The organism is Arthrobacter sp. UYCu712 (assembly GCF_040547005.1).
In the GTDB taxonomy this organism is placed as follows: Bacteria; Actinomycetota; Actinomycetes; order Actinomycetales; family Micrococcaceae; genus Arthrobacter.
In genome coordinates, this window is sequence record NZ_JBEPOZ010000008.1 from 158767 (window position 1) to 182367 (window position 23601).

At 63.2% G+C, this 23601-nt stretch carries 22 protein-coding genes and 1 pseudogene; 14 read left to right on the forward strand and 9 right to left on the reverse strand.

Translation table 11 applies throughout. The features are described 5' to 3' along the window. Positions 1 to 64 precede the first annotated feature (64 nt). Together nrdE and nrdF are read left to right on the forward strand one after the other, a co-directional pair. Positions 65 to 2185 carry a class 1b ribonucleoside-diphosphate reductase subunit alpha gene (nrdE, locus tag ABIB51_RS10585; protein WP_354187923.1) on the forward strand — a complete coding sequence of 707 codons (2121 nt, stop codon included), beginning with the start codon at positions 65 to 67 and terminating at the stop codon, positions 2183 to 2185. A 90-nt stretch (positions 2186 to 2275) separates the two neighbouring features. Continuing rightward, entirely contained in the window at positions 2276 to 3250 is a 975-nt protein-coding gene (gene nrdF, locus ABIB51_RS10590; protein WP_354187899.1) for a class 1b ribonucleoside-diphosphate reductase subunit beta, read from the forward strand. A 732-nt stretch (positions 3251 to 3982) separates the two neighbouring features. Here the strand turns inward: nrdF and ABIB51_RS10595 are convergent. The 4 genes from ABIB51_RS10595 to ABIB51_RS10610 form a co-directional block, all read right to left on the reverse strand. Further along, entirely contained in the window at positions 3983 to 4357 is a 375-nt protein-coding gene (locus ABIB51_RS10595) for a hypothetical protein (RefSeq protein WP_354187900.1), read from the reverse strand. A 130-nt stretch (positions 4358 to 4487) separates the two neighbouring features. Beyond that, a complete protein-coding gene (locus ABIB51_RS10600) occupies positions 4488 to 4994 on the reverse strand; it encodes a hypothetical protein (RefSeq protein ID WP_354187901.1) in 507 nt (168 codons plus the stop codon). Positions 4995 to 5629: 635 nt separating this feature from the next. Further along, positions 5630 to 6109 carry a DUF2087 domain-containing protein gene (locus ABIB51_RS10605; RefSeq protein ID WP_354187902.1) on the reverse strand — a complete coding sequence of 160 codons (480 nt, stop codon included), beginning with the start codon at positions 6107 to 6109 and terminating at the stop codon, positions 5630 to 5632. Between the two features lie 41 nt (positions 6110 to 6150). Next, positions 6151 to 6276 (reverse strand): hypothetical protein, encoded by a 126-nt coding sequence (locus ABIB51_RS10610; RefSeq protein WP_354187903.1) that lies wholly within the window; start codon positions 6274 to 6276, stop codon positions 6151 to 6153. 49 nt (positions 6277 to 6325) lie between these two features. On the opposite strand from ABIB51_RS10610, the pseudogene ABIB51_RS10615 reads away from it, so the two are divergent. The 8 genes and pseudogenes from ABIB51_RS10615 to ABIB51_RS10650 all read left to right on the forward strand — a co-directional run. After that, positions 6326 to 6631: pseudogene (locus ABIB51_RS10615) on the forward strand (fumarylacetoacetate hydrolase family protein); the annotation flags it as partial. A gap of 228 nt (positions 6632 to 6859) precedes the next feature. Beyond that, positions 6860 to 8458: a PucR family transcriptional regulator gene (locus ABIB51_RS10620; RefSeq protein ID WP_354187904.1), complete on the forward strand. Its 1599-nt coding sequence runs from the start codon at positions 6860 to 6862 to the stop codon at positions 8456 to 8458. After that, entirely contained in the window at positions 8455 to 9399 is a 945-nt protein-coding gene (locus ABIB51_RS10625; RefSeq protein WP_354187905.1) for a glutaminase, read from the forward strand. Before ABIB51_RS10620 ends, ABIB51_RS10625 begins: the two co-directional genes overlap by 4 nt. Before the next feature lie 74 nt (positions 9400 to 9473). Beyond that, positions 9474 to 10988, forward strand: a complete 1515-nt coding sequence (locus ABIB51_RS10630; RefSeq protein ID WP_354187906.1) for an amino acid permease — start codon at positions 9474 to 9476, stop codon at positions 10986 to 10988. A gap of 290 nt (positions 10989 to 11278) precedes the next feature. Further along, entirely contained in the window at positions 11279 to 13012 is a 1734-nt protein-coding gene (locus tag ABIB51_RS10635) for a thiamine pyrophosphate-dependent enzyme (protein ID WP_354187907.1), read from the forward strand. Positions 13013 to 13817: 805 nt separating this feature from the next. Then, on the forward strand, positions 13818 to 14615 hold the full coding sequence (locus ABIB51_RS10640) for a dioxygenase family protein (RefSeq protein WP_354187908.1): 798 nt from the start codon (positions 13818 to 13820) through the stop codon (positions 14613 to 14615). A gap of 271 nt (positions 14616 to 14886) precedes the next feature. After that, positions 14887 to 15135, forward strand: coding sequence for a type II toxin-antitoxin system Phd/YefM family antitoxin (locus ABIB51_RS10645; protein WP_354187909.1), 249 nt, complete (start codon positions 14887 to 14889; stop codon positions 15133 to 15135). Further along, positions 15132 to 15392: a type II toxin-antitoxin system RelE family toxin gene (locus ABIB51_RS10650; RefSeq protein ID WP_354187910.1), complete on the forward strand. Its 261-nt coding sequence runs from the start codon at positions 15132 to 15134 to the stop codon at positions 15390 to 15392. Before ABIB51_RS10645 ends, ABIB51_RS10650 begins: the two co-directional genes overlap by 4 nt. A gap of 156 nt (positions 15393 to 15548) precedes the next feature. Here the strand turns inward: ABIB51_RS10650 and ABIB51_RS10655 are convergent, their stop codons facing one another. Continuing rightward, positions 15549 to 15698: a hypothetical protein gene (locus tag ABIB51_RS10655; RefSeq protein WP_354187911.1), complete on the reverse strand. Its 150-nt coding sequence runs from the start codon at positions 15696 to 15698 to the stop codon at positions 15549 to 15551. 147 nt (positions 15699 to 15845) lie between these two features. Between ABIB51_RS10655 and ABIB51_RS10660 the strand changes: the two genes are divergently transcribed. Next, a complete protein-coding gene (locus ABIB51_RS10660) occupies positions 15846 to 17807 on the forward strand; it encodes a plasmid pRiA4b ORF-3 family protein (protein WP_354187912.1) in 1962 nt (653 codons plus the stop codon). 33 nt (positions 17808 to 17840) lie between these two features. On the opposite strand, the gene ABIB51_RS10665 is transcribed toward ABIB51_RS10660, so the two are convergent. The 3 genes from ABIB51_RS10665 to ABIB51_RS10670 all read right to left on the reverse strand — a co-directional run bounded on the left by ABIB51_RS10665 (position 17841) and on the right by ABIB51_RS10670 (position 20508). Next, on the reverse strand, positions 17841 to 18905 hold the full coding sequence (locus tag ABIB51_RS10665; protein WP_354187913.1) for a PDDEXK nuclease domain-containing protein: 1065 nt from the start codon (positions 18903 to 18905) through the stop codon (positions 17841 to 17843). 71 nt (positions 18906 to 18976) lie between these two features. After that, entirely contained in the window at positions 18977 to 19087 is a 111-nt protein-coding gene (locus ABIB51_RS23210) for a restriction endonuclease subunit S (protein ID WP_502916110.1), read from the reverse strand. Between the two features lie 836 nt (positions 19088 to 19923). After that, a complete protein-coding gene (locus ABIB51_RS10670; RefSeq protein WP_354187914.1) occupies positions 19924 to 20508 on the reverse strand; it encodes a helix-turn-helix domain-containing protein in 585 nt (194 codons plus the stop codon). A 121-nt stretch (positions 20509 to 20629) separates the two neighbouring features. Between ABIB51_RS10670 and ABIB51_RS10675 the strand changes: the two genes are divergently transcribed. The 3 genes from ABIB51_RS10675 (at position 20630) to ABIB51_RS10685 (ending at position 22862) form a co-directional block, all read left to right on the forward strand. Further along, entirely contained in the window at positions 20630 to 21694 is a 1065-nt protein-coding gene (locus tag ABIB51_RS10675; RefSeq protein WP_354187915.1) for an NAD(P)/FAD-dependent oxidoreductase, read from the forward strand. Positions 21695 to 21699: 5 nt separating this feature from the next. Beyond that, a complete protein-coding gene (locus ABIB51_RS10680; protein ID WP_354187916.1) occupies positions 21700 to 22545 on the forward strand; it encodes a class I SAM-dependent methyltransferase in 846 nt (281 codons plus the stop codon). A gap of 137 nt (positions 22546 to 22682) precedes the next feature. Beyond that, a complete protein-coding gene (locus tag ABIB51_RS10685) occupies positions 22683 to 22862 on the forward strand; it encodes a hypothetical protein (RefSeq protein ID WP_354187917.1) in 180 nt (59 codons plus the stop codon). On the opposite strand, the gene ABIB51_RS10690 is transcribed toward ABIB51_RS10685, so the two are convergent. Beyond that, complete coding sequence (locus tag ABIB51_RS10690) at positions 22808 to 23167, reverse strand: hypothetical protein (protein WP_354187918.1); 360 nt, start codon at positions 23165 to 23167, stop codon at positions 22808 to 22810. The genes ABIB51_RS10685 and ABIB51_RS10690 overlap by 55 nt on opposite strands. Between the last annotated feature and the right edge of the window lie 434 nt (positions 23168 to 23601).

The following is a 23601-nucleotide window of genomic DNA, read 5'->3' on the forward strand; positions in this document are numbered from 1 at the left end:
GGGCGCAGGCACCGCCGTAGGCACCGGCACCGCCACCGCCGTCGAGAAGCACGAAAAGCACGAGATGCCGGCCGCGTACAAGGGCCTGGGCTATCACGAGCTCAACGCCATGCTGAACCTCTACGGCCCCAGCGGGGAGATCCAGTTCGAGGCCGACCGCGAGGCTGCGCACCAGTACTTCCTGCAGCACGTGAACAACAACACCGTGTTCTTCCATGACCTTGAGGAAAAGCTCGACTACCTCGTCAAGAACGAGTACTACGAGCGCGAAACCCTCGACCAGTACACGATGAACTTCATCCGCGAGCTCTACAACCGCGCGTACAAGAAGAAGTTCCGCTTCGAGACCTTCCTGGGCGCGTTCAAGTTCTACACCTCCTACACGCTGAAGACGTTTGACGGGAAGCGCTTCCTGGAGCGCTACGAGGACCGCGTCTGCATGGTGGCCCTGCACCTGGCCCGCGGCGACGAGCAGCTCGCGCTGCAGATGGTGGACGAGATCATCGAGGGCCGCTTCCAGCCGGCCACCCCCACCTTCCTCAACGCCGGCAAGCGCCAGCGCGGCGAGCTGGTCTCCTGCTTCCTGCTCCGCATCGAAGACAACATGGAGTCGATCGGCCGCTCCATCAACTCCGCCCTGCAGCTGTCCAAGCGCGGCGGCGGCGTGGCGTTCGCGCTGACCAACATCCGCGAAGTCGGCGCGCCGATCAAGCAGATCGAAAACCAGTCCTCCGGCGTCATCCCCGTGATGAAGCTCCTCGAGGACAGCTTCTCCTACGCCAACCAGCTCGGTGCCCGCCAGGGTGCCGGCGCCGTGTACCTGCACGCGCACCACCCCGACATCTACCGCTTCCTGGACACCAAGCGCGAGAACGCGGACGAGAAGATCCGCATCAAGACCCTCTCGCTCGGCGTCGTCATCCCGGACATCACCTTCGAGCTGGCCAAGAAGGACGAGGACATGTACCTGTTCTCGCCGTACGACGTCGAAAAGGTCTACGGCATGCCGTTCTCCGACGTCTCGGTCACCGAGAAGTACTACGAGATGGTGGACGATTCCCGGATCAAGAAGACCAAGATCAAGGCCCGCGAGTTCTTCCAGACCCTCGCCGAGATCCAGTTCGAATCCGGCTACCCGTACATCATGTTCGAGGACACCGTGAACCGGGAAAACCCGATCGACGGCAAGATCATCATGTCCAACCTGTGCTCCGAGATCCTCCAGGTCTCCCAGCCCACCACGTACCACGATGACCTGTCCTACGATGCGACCGGCAAGGACATCTCCTGCAACCTGGGCTCGCTGAACATTGCCAAGGCCATGGACTCGCCGGACTTCGGCCTGACCATCGAGACGGCCATCCGGTCCCTCTCGGCCGTCTCGGACATGTCCAATATCACCTCGGTGCCCTCGATTGCCCGCGGCAACGACCAGAGCCACGCGATCGGCCTCGGCCAGATGAACCTGCACGGCTACCTGGCCCGCGAGCGGGTCCACTACGGCTCCGAAGAGGGCCTGGACTTCACCAACATCTACTTCTACTCGGTGGTGTTCCACGCGGTCCGCGCCTCCAACCTGCTGGCCATCCAGACCGGGCAGACCTTCGGCGGCTTCGAGAAGTCCAAGTACGCCTCGGGCGAGTTCTTCGACAAGTACACGAACCAGGAATGGGTCCCGCAGACCGAGAAGGTCGCGGAGCTGTTCAAGAACATTCACATCCCCACGCAGGATGACTGGCGCGAGCTGAAGGCTTCCGTCATGGAGCACGGCATCTACAACCAGAACCTGCAGGCTGTGCCGCCCACCGGCTCGATCTCCTACATCAACAACTCCACCTCCTCGATCCACCCGGTGGCGTCCAAGATCGAGATCCGCAAGGAAGGCAAGCTGGGCCGCGTGTACTATCCGGCGCCGTACCTGACCAACGACAACCTGGAGTACTACCAGGACGCGTACGAGATCGGCTACGAAAAGGTCATCGACACCTACGCCGCTGCCACGCAGCACGTGGACCAGGGCCTTTCCCTGACGCTGTTCTTCAAGGACACCGCCACCACCCGGGACATCAACAAGGCCCAGATCTACGCCTGGAAGAAGGGCATCAAGACCATTTACTACATCCGTCTCCGCCAGCTCGCGCTGGAAGGGACCGAGGTGGACGGCTGCGTCAGCTGTATGCTTTAATCTTCAACTAAATCTTGACAGTACGACGGCGGGCAGCCGCCCGCCGTCGTACGCTTAACTTAACGAAGAACCCAACTTTTAGGGGATGACATGACCGAGAAGGTCAAGCTGCTTAGCCACGTCGAGGCGATCAACTGGAACCGCATCCAGGATGAGAAGGACGTGGATGTCTGGAACCGCCTGGTCAACAACTTTTGGCTGCCGGAGAAGATTCCGCTGTCCAACGACGTCCAGTCGTGGGCTACGCTGACCCCGGACGAGCAGCAGCTCACCATGCGCGTCTTCACCGGTCTGACCCTGCTGGACACCATCCAGGGCACCGTCGGAGCTGTCTCGCTGATTCCGGATGCGCTCACCCCGCACGAAGAGGCCGTCTACACGAACATCGCCTTTATGGAGTCCGTGCACGCCAAGAGCTACTCCTCCATCTTCTCCACGTTGGCCTCCACCAAGGAGATCGACGAGGCATTCCGCTGGTCCACCGAGAACGTGAACCTGCAGAAGAAGGCGCAGATCGTCATGGACTACTATCAGGGCGACGATCCCCTCAAGCGCAAGGTGGCCTCCACGCTGCTGGAGAGCTTCCTGTTCTACTCCGGCTTCTACCTGCCGATGTACTGGTCCTCCCGGGCCAAGCTGACGAACACGGCCGACCTGATCCGCCTGATCATCCGCGACGAGGCCGTACACGGCTACTACATCGGCTACAAGTTCCAGAAGGGCCTCGAGGGCCTGTCCGAGGAACGCAAGCAGGAAATCAAGGACTACACCTTCGAGCTGCTCTTCGAGCTGTACGAAAACGAAGTCCAGTACACGCACGACCTCTACGACTCCGTCGGCCTGGCCGAGGACGTCAAGAAGTTCCTGCACTACAACGCCAACAAGGCGCTCATGAACCTGGGCTACGAGGCCATGTTCCCGGCTTCCGTCACCGACGTGAACCCGGCCATCCTCTCGGCCCTGTCGCCGAACGCTGACGAGAACCACGACTTCTTCTCGGGTTCGGGTTCGAGCTATGTGATTGGCAAGGCTGTTAATACTGAGGATGACGACTGGGACTTCTAGTTAATTGTGAGATGTCGACCTAGTTGGAAGAACCTCTACCTAGTTGGAAGAAACGCATCGTCTAGTTGGATGTCTTCCAAATGGACGGCTGGTCGACCAGAGGTTTAGATCGCCAAACGCATGGTCCTTCTGCCAATTACTTAGTCTTTGACAAACGTATTTGGGCTTTTGGTCCTTTGGCTGCCACCAAAGCGGGCCCTGCACGGGAAGTCGTGCAGGGCCCGCTTTGTGAGCTTCCAGCCATGTAGCCATCTTCCTGCTCGTGTTGCCTGACCGAATCGGCATCCGCGTCGAGCTCCCTCAGCTGATGCTTCGAGGATAGCGATCGGAGCAGCCGTGTCGTTCATATGGACAGCCTAGCCGCGGGGATTGACTAACGAGCTTCAGACTGGTTATTGCGCCTCGGGTGCCGGGGATTCCTCGCCGACCCGGGCGGTGTCGATCTACTAGCACGGCGTTGGCACGAGCTCCAGCCCATGTCCACCAGCGAAGCCTCCCGTTCGGCTCACGGATCATGACAGTGGAATTACCGGAAACCCGGTGTGCACATTCTTCCCGCAGCTCGCCCAACTTGGTCACGGCCCTTTTGGACGGCAGCACGCCGGCGGGAGTGGCCCCGAGCAGCACCCGCCGCGTTGCATCGCTCAGGGCATAGGACGCGGGCTGCGGCATGCTTGACCATTTGGCGTCGGCGGACTTTGCAGACGGTTCAACGCAGGCGCGGTGGCGCTTTCAATCGACGTAGTTCACCTGCCAGGCCATGCGTCCGAGCGGAAGAAGCCGCGGACCGTCAACTTTGCGCTGGAGCACCATTGGGTCAACGGAGCCGATTTCCTCGCGACCGTGCAGTATTGCTACCTGTGGGTCCGCAGTGAAAACGGCCATGAGGTCCCGGTAGTGGATGCCGCCGTACTTTCGCTCAGCTTCGGGCCCCATGAAGAGCATCCCTTGGTCGGAATCGAGGTGTCCAGTTTCCACCAGCCAGGCTGCGATCTCTTGCCACTCGCCCGGCGACGCGAGTTCGAGCCCGGAGAACCACTCGTGCCAGGTACTGGCCCCTACTCGACGCTCCTGCAGGGTCAAGCCCAGGAGTTGCTGTGCTGCCACGTGGAAGGTCTTCCAAATCGCTGTGTGTGGCGATGCGGCGAAAGTGTCGGGACACGGCAACACCCCCTTCCCGAAGGCCACCTGCTAGCGGCCGGTGCATCGGAAGGGGGTGTTACCAGTGGTATACGAATCAGGCGTCGGCGGACTCCTCCACCGGCTCGACAGAGGTCTCTGCCGCGGCTTCTGCCGCCTTTTCGGCAGCTTCCGCGTCAGCCTCGGCGGCGGCCTCCGCAGCTTCGGCGGCGGCTTCCTCTGCAGCCTTCGCGTCAGCGGCTGCCTTTGCGGCTGCCGACTTCGCTGCTGCGGTTTCACGCTTCTGCGCCTGGGTGGCCTTCTTGGTGATCTTCTTGGCCTCCTGGGCGGCGCGCTTCTGCGCGGCATCCGCAACGGTGGCAGCCTTCTTCGCCTCGGCGGCAGCCTTCAGGGCGGTGACCTTGGCCTTCACCGCGGCAAGCTTCGCGGCGGCCGCCTGCTTCTTCAACTCCGCCTTGGCCTTCGCCTCGATGGCCTTTGCGGACGCCTTCGCGGAGACCGAGTGTGCGGACTTGGTCGGGGCCGCGTTGGCCACACCGGCACCTGCTCCGGTGAGAACGGCGGCGGTCAGGACGACAGCGCCCAGCTTCTTTGCAATCGACATGCGTAATGCTCCAATCATGTGTGGCCCGGGCAGTGCGGGCGGGGATCCGGCTCGCCGGTTGCCGTCAGCCTAAAGTGGAAGCAGAGCGCTGTTCAACCGGAAGCGCCGATGCTTGGCAGAACCTTGGCGAATGTTGAGGCTTCAGTCATCCAGGCCCCCATATTGTGCCGGACGCTTTCGCGATGGACGCCTGCCAGTCTTCGCCGCCGTCCCCGGGCCGCCAACTCTTGCTGATCCACTTCAGTCGTCATGGGATCCATGGTTCCGCTCACGATCAGTCCTTCCTGCCAGGCACCGGCCGGCGTGTCAGGCCACTCTGGATCCACCGTTAGACACTCCCGCGGCCGGTGACCTTCGGCGGCCAGTGGGTCCGGGAATGTAGCGCTTGCTGACTCGACAGCAGTTGGCGCAGGACTCCCGCGCGGCTCGGAGACGGCGGTAGTAATCCCGGTCTTCCCGACAGGCGGGGAGGCTGGCGAGGTCGGGTCGCCGGGGCTGAATCGTCGTTCAGCGCGGGTAGGTCAGGGCGTGGAAGCATACGGGATCGGTGCATCGTCGTGGGCCCGGATACAACCTTCTTCCAAGCTGTTGCGCTCGGACAGGTTTTGACGCTATGAGAACGCCAAGTTCGAAGCCTATGGTTCGTCGTGCCGCGAGTAGGAGGAGCCGGAGGGCGTCCGTTCCAATAGTCCGAAGTCGATCATGTAGCGGCGCAGCATAATGACATCATCGGTATAACTGAGGAGCCGTTGATTTACCTGCTTTTCCGTTAGGTGTTCGCCCGGCTCGATGGCTTCGCTGACAATCCAGGCCAGGAGCTCCCGCCGTTCCGCCATGTCGGCTGGATACCTCTCGATCCTGCCCAGGCGCATGAAGCGAGCCAATCCGGTCTGCGCCTGTCGGCGGGGTTGCTGCGTGAGCAGGTCGCGGAAGATCGACTCAGACGCCTCCAGTTCGTTGGCAGCATTCCGTTCGACGAGCCCTGACTCAAGCAGAGCGGCGATGGCCCGGTTTCGCCGTTGGTCATTCAGATCAGCAACCACGTCGGGGGGCTTGGCGCCCAGCACGATTTGCGCGTAGGCGGTCCGCGCGTCGTTGTTGGCGAGGGCTGCCACCACTCGCCGCCCGTGCGGTCCGCTCAGCCTCGTCCCTCCGGTCACTCCCGCAGATTCTTCTCGGATGCCTTGATCCGCGCGACCTCGATCTCTCGATACGTCTTGAGTTTCTCGCGCTTCGTGCTCTCCGTCTGGTGGATCTGGATCGACTCTCGCACAACATCCACGATCTGGTTGAGTGCGCTGAGTGCATCGGCCGAGCTGAGCTTCCCCACCGCCAGGATCAGCGGGCCGTTCGAAGAGCTCGTGGCGGCGACGTTCGGAAAGCACCACCAGTACCCGGACGGGTTCGCGCTGTTCACAGGCACCCTTTTCGCTCCGACCCAGGACAGGGACGAGCCGGGGCAGGGGTTCACGCAGCAGTTGGGCGACGTTGTGACCATCCGCAGCAGCCATCTCGGGGCTCTCGTCAACTGGGTGGGCTCTGCGGAAGAGCTGCCGGAATGGTCGTTCGGCCTGCGGCAGCTGTTCGATTATCTGCATGACCAGCGCTTGGTCCAGGAATCCGCGCTCACCGCTTGATAACCGACACGGGGTAAGGCGGCCCGACTGGCCGCGGAAGGCTGCAACTGATGAGGACGACGGCGGGAAGCTCCCGCCGTCGTCCTTAGCGGGTTGGCATTGGTTCCGGGACCGAAAATGCACCGCTGGTTTTAGGCCCGTATACATACTTTCCGGGCGTTGCTCTGGATAGCATTGGGTGTACGGACAGAGCCGTCCGGACGGGTGTCAAATGTCAGAAGGATGCACATGGCCGCAGCTACAGTGGACGACATCCTGTCGGATCTCCCTCTGGGTTTCGCCAGTCTCATTCTTCGACCGTCCCGCGCCGATTCTCCGATCGAGCGCTTCCTGATCGTTGACGCCGACGACGTGACTTCCGACGGCGGGGCTGCGTTCGTCCTGCTTATCGGGGTTCGCGGACGCTCTGCGTTGCCGGCGCTGCGGCGTCTTCTGACGAATCCTCCCCTGGTGCTGGCCGTCAAGGGCAGTCCCGAGGAATTAGGGGAAGCTGAAGAGCTGCTCCGGGCTGCCGGAACGGGTCTCTTTCTGGTGGACCCGGCCGCGGACTGGGACCGGCTCCTGTCAATTGCCAAGGACCGGATTCAGCCACGCAGCTACCAGAGCGAAGTGCTGACGCTGTTGGAAGAAGACCTGTTCGCCATTGCTCAGACGACGGCCCGCCTGACGTCGAGCCACGTTGTCATAGAGGACGCTGCCAACAAGGTCCTGGCCTACTCCACGGTGTCGAACGACATCGACGAGCTGCGTAAGGCATCGATTCTGGCCCGGCGTGGTCCGCGCAAATACGAACTTCTCCTCAAGGACCTTGGTGCCTACCGCGAACTGCATCGAACCCGCCTGCCTGTCAGGGTTCCGGCCAGGCCCCAGGACGGTCTGAGGGAGCGCGTCGCGACGGCCTTGTTCGCAGGCGATCGCGTTATGGGATACATCTGGCTCCAGGAAACAGGGGATGGCTTCGGCGCGGACGTTGACTATGTATTGACCGGATCAGCTGCGCGAGTGTCAGCCGAGCTCATCCGCTACCGCAACCAGCAGTCGGTGCACATGCGCGAGGACAGGATTGTCCGTATCCTTTCGGGTCCGGCAGAAGCCGCGGCGAGCGCCCACAGCGAGAAAATCCCCGCGGACCGCCCAACAGCGCTGATGCTGATAGGAATGTCAGCCGCTGAAGCGCAGGCAGACGATGCAGCCCTCAAACATGGGGAGCTCGCCAACCTCGCGTCCATACATGCGGCAGCCTACAAACCGTCAGCCATAGTGGGACAGTTCAACGGCGACACCGCCGTGATCATCCCGGCGCTCCAGTCCACCAACGCCGAGGCCGGACTTCGAAGCGTTGCCGAGGCCATCGTCAGGGACGCCAGCAAGCATCTTGGCATCACTCCATTCGCAGCAGTGGGACCAATCGCCCCCGATCTGCTGTCGATTCATTCGGTGACCCGCAAAACGGAGGCATTGCTCGGCTGCATGCGGCGGTCCGGGGACGTCTCTGTGGCCACTGTGGACGATTTCGAAACGGACATCCTTTTCCACGAAGCAGTTGAGAACTTCACGGCCTCGGCCTTCCGTCATCGCAGCCTCTGGGCTCTCCTCCGCGACGATGGCGAGCTGGCCGAAACCCTTCGGGCTTATTTCGAGGCGTCGCTGGATGTGGCCGCATGCGCCCAGCGGATGAAGCTGCACAAGAATACCGTCTACTACAGGATCAGCAAGGTCAGCCGGGTTACCGGCCTGAACTTCAGCGATCCCCGCCATTCATTGGTCGCCCTCCTTCACATACAGGAGTGGGCCGGCACGCATAAGGAGCATCTGGGCAAGAAATGATGACAGCACTCGATTCGCCGCCTCTTGGCCTGGTCCTGGATGACATTGTCCGCAGCCACCGGCCCCGGAGTGAAGCAGGGTCGGTTCCCGCCAGCATCCCCCACCTGTCATCGCCGCCGTTCGACGGTTTCGGAATTGCGGTGGCCACCACGTCCGGGGACGTGTTCAGCTCCGGTGACGCCGATCTTCCCTTCTCCATCCAGAGCATCTCGAAAGTCTTCACCCTGGCCATGGCGCTCAGCGCCAATGACCCCGATGCGCTCTGGTCACGGGTGCTCCGCGAACCGTCAGGAACGTCCTTCAACTCCCTTGTGCAGCTTGAAGTGGAGCACGGGATTCCGCGGAACCCGTTCATCAATTCGGGCGCTCTGGTGGTCACGGACCACCTGATGGAAAGATTTCCCGACGCCGCCGGCCAGGTCCTGCGCTTCCTCGCCGGTCAGGTGGGTCACCAGAATGGAAGACAGAGTCCGTTCATCGACGAGGTGGCCGCAAAGAGTGAGCTCGCCAACAGCAGCCGCAACCTGGCCCTCGCCCACTTCCTGAAGGACTTCGGCAACCTGCGGCGGCCCGCCGAATCGGTCGTGGAGAACTACGTCAGGCAGTGCTCCATCATGATGACCTGCGTGGAGATGGCCAAGGCCGGCCTCTTCCTCGCACAGGACGGCCTCGGAGCACAGGGAACCGTCGTCTCCAGGAGCGAGGCGAAACGCATCAGCTCCATCATGCTGACCTGCGGCATGTATGACGCGGCCGGCGAGTTTGCCTACCGCGTCGGCCTTCCGGGGAAAAGCGGTGTGGGCGGCGGCATCCTGGCCATCGTCCCCGGCGAGTGCGCCGTCTGCGTCTGGAGCCCCCGGCTGGATTCCAAAGGCAATTCCCTGGCCGGGACAGCGGCCCTCGCTGATCTGTCCGACCGCACCGGGTGGTCAGTCTTCTGACCTGACCCCAGCTGTCCCCACAATTTCCCGCTAGTACCCCCATTTAGATCTTTGACAGGTCGAAAGGAACACCCATGCCCAGCAATCCCAATGACGAGGTTGGTTTGTACGAGGCCGACGGCGGCCACGCCCATGCCCCGGATGCCCTGATCCATGCCGAAGACGCCGGCTACCACAAGGGCCTCAAGGCGCGGCAGATCCAGATGATCGCCATCGGCGGCGCGATCGGCACCGGCCTGTTCCTCGGTGCCGGCGCCCGGCTCAACGCCGCCGGGCCGTCCCTGGTGATCGCCTATGCCGTCTGCGGCTTTTTCGCTTTCCTGATCCTCCGCGCGCTGGGCGAACTGGTGCTGCACCGCCCGTCGTCGGGCTCGTTCGTGTCCTACGCCCGTGAGTTCTTCGGGGAGAAGGCGGCTTTTATCTCCGGCTGGTTCTACTGGATCAACTGGGCCACCACCACCATTGTGGACATCACGGCCGCCGCGCTCTACATGAACTTCTTCGGCAAGTACGTCCCCTGGATGGGGGCGGTGCCGCAGTGGGCCTGGGCCCTGATCGCGCTGGTGGTGGTTCTTTGCCTCAACCTCGTCTCGGTCAAGGTCTTCGGCGAACTCGAGTTCTGGTTCGCCCTGATCAAGGTGGCGGCGCTGGGGGCGTTCCTCATCATCGGCACGTACTTTGTCATCTTCGGCACGCCGGTGGACGGCCAGGATGTCGGGCTGAGCCTGCTCTCCGACAACGGCGGCATCTTCCCCAACGGCCTGCTTCCGATGATCATCCTGATGCAGGGTGTGCTGTTCGCCTACGCCTCGATTGAGCTGGTGGGCACGGCCGCGGGTGAGACCGAGAACCCGGAAAAGATCATGCCCAAGGCCATCAACTCGGTGGTGTTCCGCATCGCCGTGTTCTACGTGGGCTCCGTCATCCTGCTGGCGCTGCTGCTGCCGTACACGTCCTACGAGAAGGGTGTGAGTCCCTTCGTGACGTTCTTCGGCTCGCTGGGGATCCAGGGCGTGGACGTCATCATGAACCTGGTGGTCCTCACCGCCGCCCTGTCTTCGCTCAACGCGGGCCTCTACTCCACGGGCCGGATCCTCCGCTCCATGTCCATGGCCGGCTCGGCGCCGAAGTTCGCCCAGCGCATGAACAGGGCAGGCGTCCCTTACGGCGGCATCGCCCTCACGGCGGTGGTCTCGCTGCTGGGTGTGCCGCTGAACTATCTGGTGCCCGCGCAGGCCTTCGAGATCGTGCTAAACGTGGCCTCGGTGGGAATTATCGTCACGTGGGCCACCATCGTGGTGTGCCAGATCCAGCTCAAGCGCTGGGCGGACAGGGGCTGGGTGGAACGCCCCTCCTTCCGGATGTTCGGTGCGCCCTACACCGGCTATCTGTCGCTTCTGTTCCTGCTCGGCGTGCTGATCATGGTCTTCATCGATTCGCCGCTCACGCTGCTGGTGACCCTCGTGGCCTCTGCCCTGATGGTGGCCGGCTGGTATGCCTGTCGGAAGCGGATCCACGAGATCGCCGAGACCCGGAAGGGCTATACGGGCGCCGCCCCCGTGGTGGCCAACCGGACTCCAATCCGCTAAGCGATTACCCTGCCACCGCCCCCGGTTCGGCTGCCCAATCCCCTCACCAAAGGACTGAAAGCCCCCATGAAGCTACTAAATCCGCTGAGTCCCAACACTTCGCCTACGGAAAGCCAGGCGACAGACAGTTGCGAGGACGGCTGCTTCTTCTGCACCGGACCGGAAACAGACTAGGCACCACCAATCGTTCCGCTGGTTCCAGCGGAACTGCCCTGCACCCTCACCCAACGCAACCAACCCAACCCAATCCGAGAAGACAAGAAGTGATGACAACGGAGTCCGCAGCAACCATGACCGCAACCGACACGCAGCCGTTCGAAGGCGACACCATCAACCAAGGCCCCATACAGCCCGTCCCATCGACTATCCCGGCGAACCTGGATGGCGGCGGTACCCTGAAATCCGCCGGGCACGTAATTGTTGACTCCCTCGTGGCCCACGGCGTCGAACGCACCTTCGTTGTTCCCGGCGAGAGCTTCCTGGACGTCCTCGACGGGATGCACGGTTCCGACATCGAGACCGTGGTCTGCCGCCATGAGGGCGGCGCCGCCTACATGGCCGAAGCGGACGGCAAGATGAACCAGCGTCCGGGCGTGGCCATGGTCACCCGCGGGCCTGGCGCGGCAAACGCCCACGTTGGCCTGCACACGGCCTGGCAGGACTCCACCCCGATGCTGCTCTTCGTCGGGCTGATCCCGTTTGCGCACCGGGACCGGGAAGCGTTCCAGGAATTTGATATCAAGGCTTGGTTCGACACAGGAGCCAAGCGCGTCATGGTCCTCGATCACGCGGAGCGGGCGTCCGAGATCGTTGCCGAAGCCATGTTCGCGGCAATGAGCGGTCGGCCCGGCCCGGTTGTGGTGGGCTTGCCGGAAGACATCATCCGCCAACTGGTGGATCCTGCCCTGCACCCCACCATCCCGGTGGCCACGGGCGGCATGAGCACCACCGATGCCGCAGCACTGGCCGCAGCCCTTGCAAAGTCCTCGAAGCCCCTTTTTGTCACGGGCGGCAACGACTGGACCCAGGACGCGGCCGATCAGCTCACCGGATGGCTCGAAAAGCACCATATCCCGGCCGCCGCGGAATGGCGCACGCAGGGAACAGTACCCTTCGACTCCCCGTCCTATGTGGGCCCGATCGGCTACGGCCGCCCCCGCCCCACGTACGACCTGCTTGAGGAAACCGACCTGCTCGTTTTCGTCGGAACGGTCCCGGGCGATGTGATCACGGACGGTTTTGTCTGCAGGCAGGACTGGAACAAGCAGAACTTCCTGGTCACCATAGATCCCTCTTTGCGCGGCCGCTCCGGCCCGGTCTCACGGCAGATTGTGGCAAAACCGGACGCCTTCGTCCGGGATCTCCTTGAAATCGACCTGCCCGTGAAAGACGAGTGGAAAGCATGGACGGCCCGGATGCGCGCCGAGCAGACGTCCTTCGCAAGCCTGCCCCCGGCCACACCGGGCGTAGGGCCCGCAAAGATGGACACCCTGATGGCGAACCTCGTCCCGCGGCTGCCCGAGGACGCCATGGTGACGTTCGGGGCCGGCGAGCACACCAACTGGGCGCACCGGTACTTCCCCACCCGGCGCTACGCCTCCATGATCAGCGCCAGAAACGGATCCATGGGCTACTCCGTGCCCTCCGCCATCGCCTCCTCGCTGGCCAGCCCGCAGCGCCGGGTGGTCACCATCGCCGGCGACGGGGAATTCCTCATGAACGGCCAGGAGCTGGCCACCGCCGCCCAGTACGGAGCCACGCCGCTCATCATCGTGATGGACAACCAGGAGTACGGCACCATCCGCACCCACCAGGAACGCCACTACCCGTCCCGGGTTTCGGGTACGCAGCTGAAGAACCCTGATTTCGGCCTCATGGCCCAGGCCTTCGGCGGTTTCGGCATCACGGTCACCCGGGACAAGGATGTGCCGGCCGCCCTCGACGCAGCGCTTCAGGCCATCGACCAGGACGGGGTGTTTGCCCTCATCCACCTCATCGTCGAACAGCGCGTCAAAGCCTACTGACTAGACTAGCGGCCGTCGGCGCGCTGATTTCGCAGTTGGCTTTCGTCAAGCCGCGGGTGCTGGATGTCAGGACGGGATGAAGAGGGCGGGCCTCCACAAGGGCCTCGACCCGGCTCAGGACCTTCGCCCGTGCCTCATGGATACCGGCCAGTATTCCCGCCAGCCCTCATACACACGCCGCCAGACCCGGCCGCATGCCCGACTCTTCGTACTCGTCCCTGAAGGGATCACCAAGATCTGCGCAGTAAGGATTACGGGGTCTCTAGCCCCGCCGCTGCGCCGTGCCGGAGTTTGTGCGCCGAAATAGGCCAGAAAGTTGGCACAGCAGGCCAACTCGGCGAACTACGAAGCGGCGCTACAAACTATCAACTAAACGGCCCACTATGACCAGACCATCGGGCAAGCGCCCCGCGGCATTCCGCGGATTCGTTGTTGCAAGTGCTTCCAATTAGATCTACATCTCACATTAATCTATTACTTAGTAGTCATGTGAGAGCGAAGGCAAGTTGGCCGAGCCAGGCCTAATTGGCGGTTGGTGCTGCTGGACTACCAACCGGGTCCTTTGGTTCTTTTGCTGGCAACGTCCACGGGCACCGTGCGTAACGTGCGGGGCCCGTTTTCGTTGCCGCCTATTTGCCCGCGGATGTCGCGTTCGACTGGGTTAAGGAGCGGGGGTTCCTCACCGGCACACCGTAAAAGTCGGTGCCGCAGGGCTCCTGTTGCCCTCACACTGAGTGTAGGAAGCGGGATTCGCTGAAGAAGCTTGAAGCTTGAAGCTTCAAGTAAAGGCGGATAGAATGATGTCATGACACAGACACTCGACCGCCCTCCGGTTCTCTTCCTCAGCCATGGTGCGCCGCCGCTGGCTGACGACGCCACCTGGACCAGCGAACTCAACGACTGGTCCGGCACCTTTGACAAGCCCAAAGACATCCTCATGGTGTCCGCCCATTGGGAAAATGCCCCCGTCACGCTCAGTGCCACCGGGCGCAATCCGGGATTGGTCTACGATTTCGGCGGTTTCCCCCAGAAGTACTACGACGTCACCTACGACGCCCCGCAGGCCCCCGGGCTGGCCACCGAGGTGGAGAAGCTCGTGGCCGGCCACGGCCACCATGTCGAGCGCGACGAGACCCGCGGCCTGGACCACGGCGCGTACGTCCCGCTCAAGGAGATGTTCCCGGACGCGGATGTACCGGTGGTGCAAATGTCCATGCCCACCCTCGATCCGCAGGGCCTCTTCGATCTGGGCAAGTCGCTGGCGCCGCTGCGCGACCGCGGCACGCTGATCGTCGGTTCGGGGTTCACTACGCACAATCTGCGCTGGTTCAACCCCGCCGCCGGACCCGACAGTGCCCCGCCCTCGGTCTCCCGTGAGTTCGATCAATGGGCAGAGGAAGCCATGGCGCGCGGCGACGTCGACTCCATCCTGGACTTCCTCCACAAGGCACCGGCCGCCCGCGAGGCGCACCCGCGCAGCGAACACTGGGCCCCGCTGTACGTGGCGCTCGGGGCAGCCTACGGGTCCGGCGATCTGCATGCCAAAACCGCCATCGAAGGATTCTGGTTCGGGCTGTCAAAACGCTCCTGGACCCTGACCTAAGCCAAACATCCCGAACGCAATGCCCTCGCGGGGTGAATTCGCCAGCTTGCCGGCGGCTCGGCAACGGGTGGCGTTCAGAAAAATCCGCGGATTCAAGGGGGGGTGCGAATCTGGCGGTTTCCGCCCTTTGGCTTCCGATCCCGCACTGAGTCTTCAATGAACGACGGCTGCAGTCGCCACAGAAACTCCCGGTACCTATGCAGGTGCCGGGAGCCTCTGTGTTCCAGAAGCCAGCATGTACATCTAGCACGACGAGATGTACATTTGACGTATGTCCAACATCAACATCACGGACGCCCGGGCGCGCCTGCCGGAACTTGTCACCCTTGCTGAGACTGAGCCTGTCTTCATTGAGCGCCGCGGGCAACGCGCCGCTGTTCTCGTGTCGCCCGAGCGCTACGAACAGATGCTTGACGCCCTTGAGGAAGTCGAAGACGTTGCGGCGTTCGACGCTGCCATGGCCGAGGAAGGGGACAGTATTCCCTGGACCCAAGTTAAGGCCGACCTCGGCTGGGCATGACCAACTATCGGATCGGGCTCCGTCCCGCGGCCATCCGCGCACTCAAGAGGGTCCATCCGGAAGATCGCGACAGAATTCAAGGCGCCATTGCCCTCCTTGGCCAGGATCCTCGGCCGCCCAAAGCCATAGCCCTGAGCGGCCGTCCCGCCTTCCGGGTGCGTGTTGGCAACTACCGGATCATTTATACAGTCCAGGATGATGTTCTTCTGGTGGTCGTGGTCAATCTTGGCCACCGGCGCGACATTTACGCCAAGTAGTGCGGCTTCCTCAACTCTTAAGCCGTCCTGGTTGACCGTTGGCGGGCCCGCTCTACTCCATGGATAATCAGTTCGCCCGCGATTCCCAGACCAATGAGAACTAGAAGATTGCCGTTCCGGACGGAACTGGCGGCGATGTATGTATTCTGGGACGCCTCAATGAGTGCGATGTCGTTTGCATACCAGCCATTCCTGGCCGGCCCCGGGCTGCCAGAGAAGCGGCTCTGCCAGCCGGTCCAGCGCGACGCCCTCCCGGTCGGCCTCGGAAAAGCCGAGCGCGGGTGTCTTGACGGGTGCGGTGCTCACGGTTGTTCCCCCAAAGCCGTTTGGTGATCAGCTTAGCCAACCGGCGGGTTGATCCCCGGTGTTAGCCACGCTCGGTAGGCTGGAGAAAAGTCTCTCCGACGGCGGCGATGCGCCGCCCCGCCCAATCCGTCAGCAGGCAGGCACACCATGACCAAGAACAGCAGGAACAAGCGCACGGGCAATCCCGCAGGGATGGGTGGGAGCGGTTCGCGGGCCTCCCAGGCTCCTTCCCTGAGTGCTTTCCGGGCCGGACGGGCTGTCGATGCGTTGACGCCGGCCTTTGTCCGGTGGCTCGACGACGGCAAACCGGGCGCCGCCGCTTCCGCGCTGGAGTGCTTGGCGCAGGTCAAGAACGTCATGGGCCGTTACATGGAACGCACGGCCGCGGCAGACGTGACGAGCCTTGACCCCGTCCCGCTGGCGCTTGCTGTCTCGGACGAGATCTCAGCCGTGGCCGCGGCTGCCATGGCTGACTCCGCATACGGAGTGACGGACGACGTCGATGAGGCTGTTTACACGGTCAATGCCGTTCACGCGTTTGTCGAGTTTCTCGCGGAAACGGGCCGGTGGTCAGGTTCCGAGGGGCAGCTCTCTGAGCTCAGGGACTTCTTCGACACACTCGGCGGGGACGACGGGTACAGCGACGGCGGCCGGGGTTTCATCGACGTGCCGGATATTCCGGATAAAGACGCCCTGCAGTACTTGTCGGAGCTCGCCCTTATCCAACGGGCCGCAGCGCTGCTGGAGTGGATCGGAGACGGTAAGCCGGTCACTGCAACCGGTGCGCTCCGATTGCGGGATATCGAAGCGGCTGCCGCCTGCGTCGGGGTAACCGTCAGGGGCTCCACCAAGCGGGCTGCCTCGCAGCCGGGAGCCTTGCTGCCGGGATTCGACGAAGCGCCGGGATTCGGCGAAGTGGCGGAGCCGGTGCCGACGGTCCGGAGCATGTATGAGGTGCCGCTGCTGGCCCAGCTGTGGAACGCGCTGGCGGACTCGGAGCTGATCGAGGTCCAGTCAACCAAGGCGGTGCGTTCGGCCGCCTCCGACGTGTTCGTGGCGGGCGGGACCGCGGAGCGGCTGGAGGAGCTGGAGTTTTTCGTCGAGCAGTTCCTGGAGTCTGCGGTGCTCGGCTTCGATCGGGAGCAGCCGTGGGAACGGCTGATCGCTGGAATGCAGGCATCGATCCTGCTTGCGGCGGCAACGCCCGACCCGCCGCTGAAGGAACGCGTTCTGGCCGCCCCCGAGTCTGCGCCGGAAGCGGAAAAGATGATGTTCGGCGTGCTGACCGGCGTGGCCGTGAGCCGGCTGGAAGCCTTCGCCGAGCTGGGGCTTCTGACCATCGACACTCATTTCCGGGTGCCGCCGGCCCTGGTCGGCTGCGTTGCTGGCGTCTTCGACGACGAGTGGGTGCTCTCCGACCTCGGTCTCCAGCCCGCCCCGGATGAGGACGTTGACCTGACGACGCCGAGCCTGGCTGCGTCCGGAGCTGCTCCGGACGCAGCCCCTACGCCTACGGCGCCTCCCGCCGACGGGTCCATTCTGCAGCTGAAGATCATGCTGAACGGTTCCAAGCCGCCCATCTGGCGCCGCGTCCTGGTTCCGTCCGGCATGCCCCTTTCGCAGCTGCACCGTGTGATCCAGGCCCTGTTCGGCTGGCTGGATTGCCACCTGCACCACTTCCAGACCGCAGGATACCGAGGCCCCACATACGCGCCGCTGGACCCGGACGGCGAGGACGACTTCTACGGCGAATCGTCCCTGGACGAGGCCAAGGTGAGCGTCGGCGAACTACTCCCCGCCGTGGGCAGCGGCATGACGTACACGTACGACTTCGGCGATAACTGGGTGCACGCCGTGAAGGTAGAGAAAGTTTTGCCGGCCGACGGCGGTGGCCAGCTCCCGCGGTGCACCGCCGGCCGCGGTGCCGCGCCGGCGGAGGACAGCGGGGGCACCTGGGGATGGGCGGACATTGTCGAGGCCGTCAACGATCCCCGCCACGAGGAGCACAAGGAGTACCGGGAGTGGCTGGGCATGAAACCGGGCGACACACTGGACCCCAAAGCCTTTGATCCGGACGAGGTCAACCAGGAGCTTGCCGACCACTTCTGACCGCGCCCGCAGCTGCTGCCTCCACCGGTGATGTCACTCCGGCGTGTCGTCTGAAAGTTCGGCTTCAAGTTCACTGATGCTGGGCAGGGTTGCGGCGAATTCTTCCGGCAGCGATTTGACGATCCCGGATTCCCATTCAGCAACGCCGATCGGCTGGGCGAATCCACGCAGCGAGTATTCGGCCACCACGTTGTTCTTGGTCTTGCACAGCAGGAGACCGATGGTGGGCTTGTCGTCCGGATGGGCCATGAGATCGTCCACCGCGGACATGTACATGTTGATCTGGCCCACATACTCCGGTTTGAACGCGGTGGCTTTCAGCTCCACCACCACAAATGAGCGCAGCCTGAAGTTGTAAAACAGCAGGTCCGCAAAGAATTCGTCCTCGCCGATGGTCAGCCGGACCTGCCGGCCAACGAAGGCAAACCCTTGGCCCAGTTCCAGGAGGAACTTTTCGACGTGCTCCACCAGTTGTCCCTCGAGCTCGCGTTCATTCCGTTTACCGGTCATGGACACGAAGTCGAAGACGTAGGGATCTTTGAACGCCTGTTGGGCGAGGTCCGAGTCCGACGGCGGCAGGGTCGCCTTGAAGTTGTTGACCGCCTTTCCCGACCGTTCGTGAAGCTTCGTGTCGATGTGATGGGCCAGGACATTCCGGGACCACCCGCTTTCGACGGCGGCCGCGGCGTACCAGAGCCGGGTTTCCGGGTCGCCGAGCTTCTCCAGCAACGCAATCTGGTGATACCAAGGCAATGTTGCAAGCGGCGCTTGCAACATTGGGAAGTCAGGCCAAGCTTCGGCGAACGACTTCATGTACCGCAGGTTCCGCGGTGAGAATCCTCTTGCGTCCGGAAAAGCCGAGCGGACGTCGGCCGAGAGCCGTGTTACTACCTTGCTGCCCCACCCTTGCGCCGACTCCCGTTTGGCCAGTTCGCTGCCAATCGACCAGTAGGACAGCAGCATCTCCCGGTTGGCGGCCGAAATTGCCTTGGAACGACCGGAATTGACCTCCCTGGCGACGGACGCCAACAACTCCGGATACCACTCCGGCATGCCGGACTTCGCGGGCGTTGATTCAAACGATGCTGGCGTCGACATGCTGGGCGGTCCCTTCTAGGCGGTCATTTCACCACGAATGTATCGGCGGGCACCGACAGTGACAGCCGTCCTCAAACGGCCGTGGCCACTTGCGCTTCGGCTTCCTTGACCCGGAGCTTGCCGGACATGAGCTGCGGGAGGAGGGCGTCGCGGGTGGCGGCCAGCCTCGCGTTTTCAACCACGGCTGCCGACACAGAGTCGAGCAGCGGTCCAATTCTGGCTTCGGTTGAAGAAATTGCGGCTGGATCAAATGCCGCACCGCTCCTGGAATGAACCCATAACACGACTGATTGAAAGAGGAGGGCATGGCTAGGCGAGCTACAGCACCTACCGTTCCCCTCGCCGTAAGAATCACACTCCCGGTCGGTAGGGGTTTGGCCTTTGTGCCGGTGACAGCCAGTTTTGTGATCGTCTCAGCTGTATTAGTTACCACGCCGAACTGAGCCCCGGTGATGTCCTTCGCAGAGGCCCAGAACCGATCCCCATTCCAGAAGTCTGTTCGGGCTCGGGCGGGCGTACTCCCAAGGATGGGATCCAAGACGTCGCTCATTGGGTGCGTTGCCAATTCTGCTACGACGCTGTCGTAGATCAGACCACCGAGAGGCGATACTGCTGACCGGGATGGGGAACAGGTACTTGCCCCCCAGGAAGCCCCCGAGCAAAACACCCAAGACAGCCCAGTCCGGCATGCCTGCTGAGCCTGCCGACCCGGCAACAAAAAGGCACTCAAGTTGGCTATGGCCTGGCCTGTGGTGAATGTCAGGCGGGTCTTTCCGAGGCGCCTCACCCTGCGGTGCCTGGTGAGCTGGTGGTGAAATGAACGGGCCGTCGCGATCCAATAAGCAGGGGCAGGAGAATCGGATCGCCGAGATGATCCTGACCACCACCCTCGGCCGGCGACGCTGATCACGGGCAAGGTCGTCTCCCTGTTCACGGTCGGGCTGGTCGGCAGGGTCATCGATCGATCCGCCAACGTTGCCGGGCAGGCATCAAAGACTGAATCATCGGACTCCTTCGGCTACGAGGGCTTGGGCCGTGCGCGGACGTGCATCCGCTCTCCCTGCTGTCCAAACAGACTGATGAACTCGACGGGTCCGCCGTCGGCGCTGGCGAACCAGTGCGGTGTGTGGGTGTCGAATTCCGCGGCTTCGCCGGGGCGAAGTTCAAAGTCCTTGTCGCCCAGCACCAGACGCAGCCGTCCGTTGAGGATGTAAAGCCATTCGTAGCCTTCGTGAACGCGCGGGTCGGGCTCTGCCCCGCGGGTCTCGCCGGCGAGCACCATCTTGAAGGCCTGTAATCCGCCTGGGCGGCGCGTGAGCGGAACGGCAGTCATGCCGCCATGGGTGATGGGCCGCAGGTGAATTCTCGGATCCCCGGTGGGCGGCGCGCCGACCAGATCATCGAGGGGAACACCGTACAACCTCGCGAGGGGCAGCAGGATTTCGAGGTTTGGCCTGCGCTGGCCCGCTTCAAGCCGGGACAGCGTACTAACCGATATCCCGGAAGCGGTAGAAACATCTCCGAGTGTCAGGTTCCGTTCCGTACGAAGTGCCCGAAGCCGGGGGCCGACTGCCCCGAGGACAATGTCAAGGTCATTTGCCATTCCCCAAGTTTGCCATATCGGCAAGATAGTTTGTCAAACCGCGTGCATGCGATACAAGCTGTTGTAACCGCAGGCGGACGCTGGCGGCGAACTTTCAGGACGCGACGAAGGGCAAATCAGTATGGACACCACACGGTATGACGTTGTGATCGTTGGCGGCGGCGCGGCGGGGCTCAGCGCGGCCACCACGCTGGGCCGGGCGCTGCGCTCGGTGCTGGTCATCGATTCCGGAACTCCCCGCAATGCCCCGGCAGCGGGTGTGCACGGCTATCTCTCCAGGGACGGTATGAACCCCGCGGAACTCCTGTCCGTCGGACGCAGTGAAGTGCTCAACTATGGGGGAACCATCACGGACGGTGAAGCCGTTTCGGCACGGCGAACCCCCGATGGGTTCGAGGTGATTCTCGGAGATGCCCGCCGGTTCTCCGGCAGGCGCCTCCTCGTCACCACCGGATTGACAGACGAACTGCCTCCCATCGACGGGCTGCAGGAGCAATGGGGAAAGGGTGTTGTGCACTGTCCTTACTGCCATGGCTGGGAAATCCGCGGGCAACGGATTGGAGTCCTGGGCACAGGCCCGCTGTCCGTCCATCAAGCGTTGTTGTTCAGGCAGTGGTCCCGGGATATCACACTGTTCCTCAATGACACCGTGGAACCCACCGACGAGGAGTGGGAAAAGCTCGCCGCCCGGTCCGTAACGGTCGTTGACGGCGCCGTGGCCTCTGTTAACGCTGTCGACGGCGTCCTCACGGGGCTCACGCTCCGCCAGGGTTCCTCGTTCGACCTGCAGGCCCTGGCGGTCGGAACGCGGATGGAGGCCAGATCCGCGCTGCTGGAATCACTCGGGCTAAATCCCCAGGTGCACCCGTCGGGGGCCGGACGGTTCATCGAGGCCGGCGGTATGGGTGGTGCGACGGCCGCCCGCGGCGTGTATGCGGCGGGCAATGTCTCCAACTTGACGGCCCAGGTGATCACCGCGGCGGCCGAGGGTGTTATGGCCGGCGCAAGGATCAACGCCGACCTCATCGAAGAGGAAACCCGATGGGCCGTTGAGGGGCACTTCGGCCCCTTCTCCGCTGCCTCGGAGGCGGCCGTCGCCAAGATCGTGCTCGGCCACCGACGCCATGGCCTTGATGATGGGCCGAAAGCCGCCGACATGTGCCCTGCGGCCACAGTAGAAGGATAATCAGCATGGATCACCAGCCCCACCCGACGCGGCACCGCGATCACCAGCCCCACCAGCAACCTGGCAGTCATGACCAGCACCGCGTCCTCGACCTCGACGCCGAAGTGTTCGGCGATCACCTCGCAGCCGTCCTGGACTTGGCCGGGGTGTCAAATGCGCGCAGCGTCGTTGACCTCGGTGCCGGCACCGGCGCAGGTAGCCGGCTACTGCGCGAGCGGTACCCCGACGCCACGGTGACGTGCATCGACAACGACCCGCAGATGCTTGAGCTGCTTCGCAGGCAGGGCTTCGCCGTTATCGAGGCCGACCTCGACGACGGCTTCCCTGCGCTTGCCGGATCCTCCATGACGGCGGATGCATCCGAGGCGCTGGTTGACCTTGTGTGGGCATCGTCCTCATTCCACCACGTCACCCACCCCGCCCGGCTCCTCTCGGGAGTCCGCCAGGCACTGTCGCCGGGTGGGGTCCTGGTCGTCGTCGAGCTCGCCGCTCTGCCCCGCTTCCTAAGCCTTCCGCGCGAAGCTCTTTTGGAGCAACGCTGCCATGCCGCTGCGGCAGCCGAGGGGTGGAACCACCACCCGAACTGGGCGCCGGTCATCGAGGCCGCCGGGTTCAGTGTCACCCAGTCCGAAGTGACAACCATTGTACCCGTGACCCCGGCCGCACGGGAGTACGCCAAGCAGTGGTTCACGCGCTTCTCACACCTGGCAGCCCTGACCGCGGACGACCGCGATGCCGTGGCAAACCTGCTGGAGCGATTCCCGGACGACATCGAGCTGGAACCCCGCACCACCCGGACCATCTGGGTGGCCGCCCCCGGAAAGCGGGCGGAGCTGCCAAGGCAAGCATGATTCCAGCGATTTTCTGCCGCTTCAATGGACGGAACCCAGTGACTCTGCAAGTCCGGAAGTCTGTCGGGGGATAGTGCCCATGGCTGCTCGCGCGGGCCTGGCGGTGGTACGACTGGGGCGGCGCGGCTTGGGCTGTCGTGCCGATCGCCTGGATCGCGGTCGCTGTCGGTGCCGCCTTCCTCCTGCGCGCCTTCGCGCTGTTCGCCCTCCACCGCTACGAGGAGCCGACCCTCACCCGCACCTACGGCGAGGAGTACCTCGACTACCGGCGCAACGTCCCGGGGTGGTGGCCGCGGCTCACGCCGTGGCGGGCGTAGGTGAGCAGCAGCAGTTCGGGTAGGACTTCCTCGGCCGAGCCAAACACCAGCGGATGTGCTTCCGCCGAGGCTGGTGTGACGCGCTGCTGAGTCAGCCGCCGTTGAATGAGCTTCTGCAGGCCGGGGAGGACCGGCAGTCCGGCACTCGTCGCCAGCCCAGCCGATATCGCGGCGGCCGCCTTTGCTCGAAGGCCGTCCTTCCGCGGTTCACGCACTTCAACTTCGGCACGTAGCTCGGCCATCTTCTTCGCCAATTCGGGGTTGGACTTGCCAACGGGATCGTCCTCGAGCTCGCCAAGGGCCATGAGAGAGCACAGCGTGTATTTTGCCTTTCAAAGCGCACAGTTGATCGACACCGCCCTGCGCGGGCCAGGTCTTAGGGACTGGACTTGCCGACACATCCGGGACCGGCGCCGTGTAAAGCAAGCGTCGTTTTTTGCGGTCTCTCGTCTCTCGGTGGCGATCGCAAACTTCGCATTACCGGCTGAACGGCCATCGTGCCTTGGCCGGCACGGCGGCGGTCCGCGGGGCATTTCTCTCTGAATGGGAGGCGAAGCGGGCCGTCGAGGGCCAACCTCAAAAGGGATGTGGGACCATCCTCGAACAGCAATTTACCACTCCCATAACCGCTTTGGGGTTAACCTCTGTTGGTGGACACCTGAAGTAGCGGGATCCTTGGATTCTGCGGGAAGGTGTTCTTGTGAGCACGACAAGACGTAAATTCACTCCGGAGTATCGA

Bases quoted from the DNA above. Each gene is read 5' to 3' on its own strand.
- nrdE (WP_354187923.1), top strand. From the start codon at position 65: ATGCCGGCCGCGTACAAGGGCCTGGGCTATCACGAGCTCAACGCCATG.
- nrdF (WP_354187899.1), top strand. From the start codon at position 2,276: ATGACCGAGAAGGTCAAGCTGCTTAGCCACGTCGAGGCGATCAACTGG.
- ABIB51_RS10600 (WP_354187901.1), bottom strand. From the start codon at position 4,994: ATGTCGATTGCAAAGAAGCTGGGCGCTGTCGTCCTGACCGCCGCCGTT.
- ABIB51_RS10620 (WP_354187904.1), top strand. From the start codon at position 6,860: ATGGCCGCAGCTACAGTGGACGACATCCTGTCGGATCTCCCTCTGGGT.
- ABIB51_RS10625 (WP_354187905.1), top strand. From the start codon at position 8,455: ATGATGACAGCACTCGATTCGCCGCCTCTTGGCCTGGTCCTGGATGAC.
- ABIB51_RS10630 (WP_354187906.1), top strand. From the start codon at position 9,474: ATGCCCAGCAATCCCAATGACGAGGTTGGTTTGTACGAGGCCGACGGC.
- ABIB51_RS10635 (WP_354187907.1), top strand. From the start codon at position 11,279: ATGACCGCAACCGACACGCAGCCGTTCGAAGGCGACACCATCAACCAA.
- ABIB51_RS10640 (WP_354187908.1), top strand. From the start codon at position 13,818: ATGACACAGACACTCGACCGCCCTCCGGTTCTCTTCCTCAGCCATGGT.
- ABIB51_RS10645 (WP_354187909.1), top strand. From the start codon at position 14,887: ATGTCCAACATCAACATCACGGACGCCCGGGCGCGCCTGCCGGAACTT.
- ABIB51_RS10650 (WP_354187910.1), top strand. From the start codon at position 15,132: ATGACCAACTATCGGATCGGGCTCCGTCCCGCGGCCATCCGCGCACTC.
- ABIB51_RS10660 (WP_354187912.1), top strand. From the start codon at position 15,846: ATGACCAAGAACAGCAGGAACAAGCGCACGGGCAATCCCGCAGGGATG.
- ABIB51_RS10665 (WP_354187913.1), bottom strand. From the start codon at position 18,905: ATGTCGACGCCAGCATCGTTTGAATCAACGCCCGCGAAGTCCGGCATG.
- ABIB51_RS10670 (WP_354187914.1), bottom strand. From the start codon at position 20,508: ATGGCAAATGACCTTGACATTGTCCTCGGGGCAGTCGGCCCCCGGCTT.
- ABIB51_RS10675 (WP_354187915.1), top strand. From the start codon at position 20,630: ATGGACACCACACGGTATGACGTTGTGATCGTTGGCGGCGGCGCGGCG.
- ABIB51_RS10680 (WP_354187916.1), top strand. From the start codon at position 21,700: ATGGATCACCAGCCCCACCCGACGCGGCACCGCGATCACCAGCCCCAC.
- ABIB51_RS10690 (WP_354187918.1), bottom strand. From the start codon at position 23,167: ATGGCCCTTGGCGAGCTCGAGGACGATCCCGTTGGCAAGTCCAACCCC.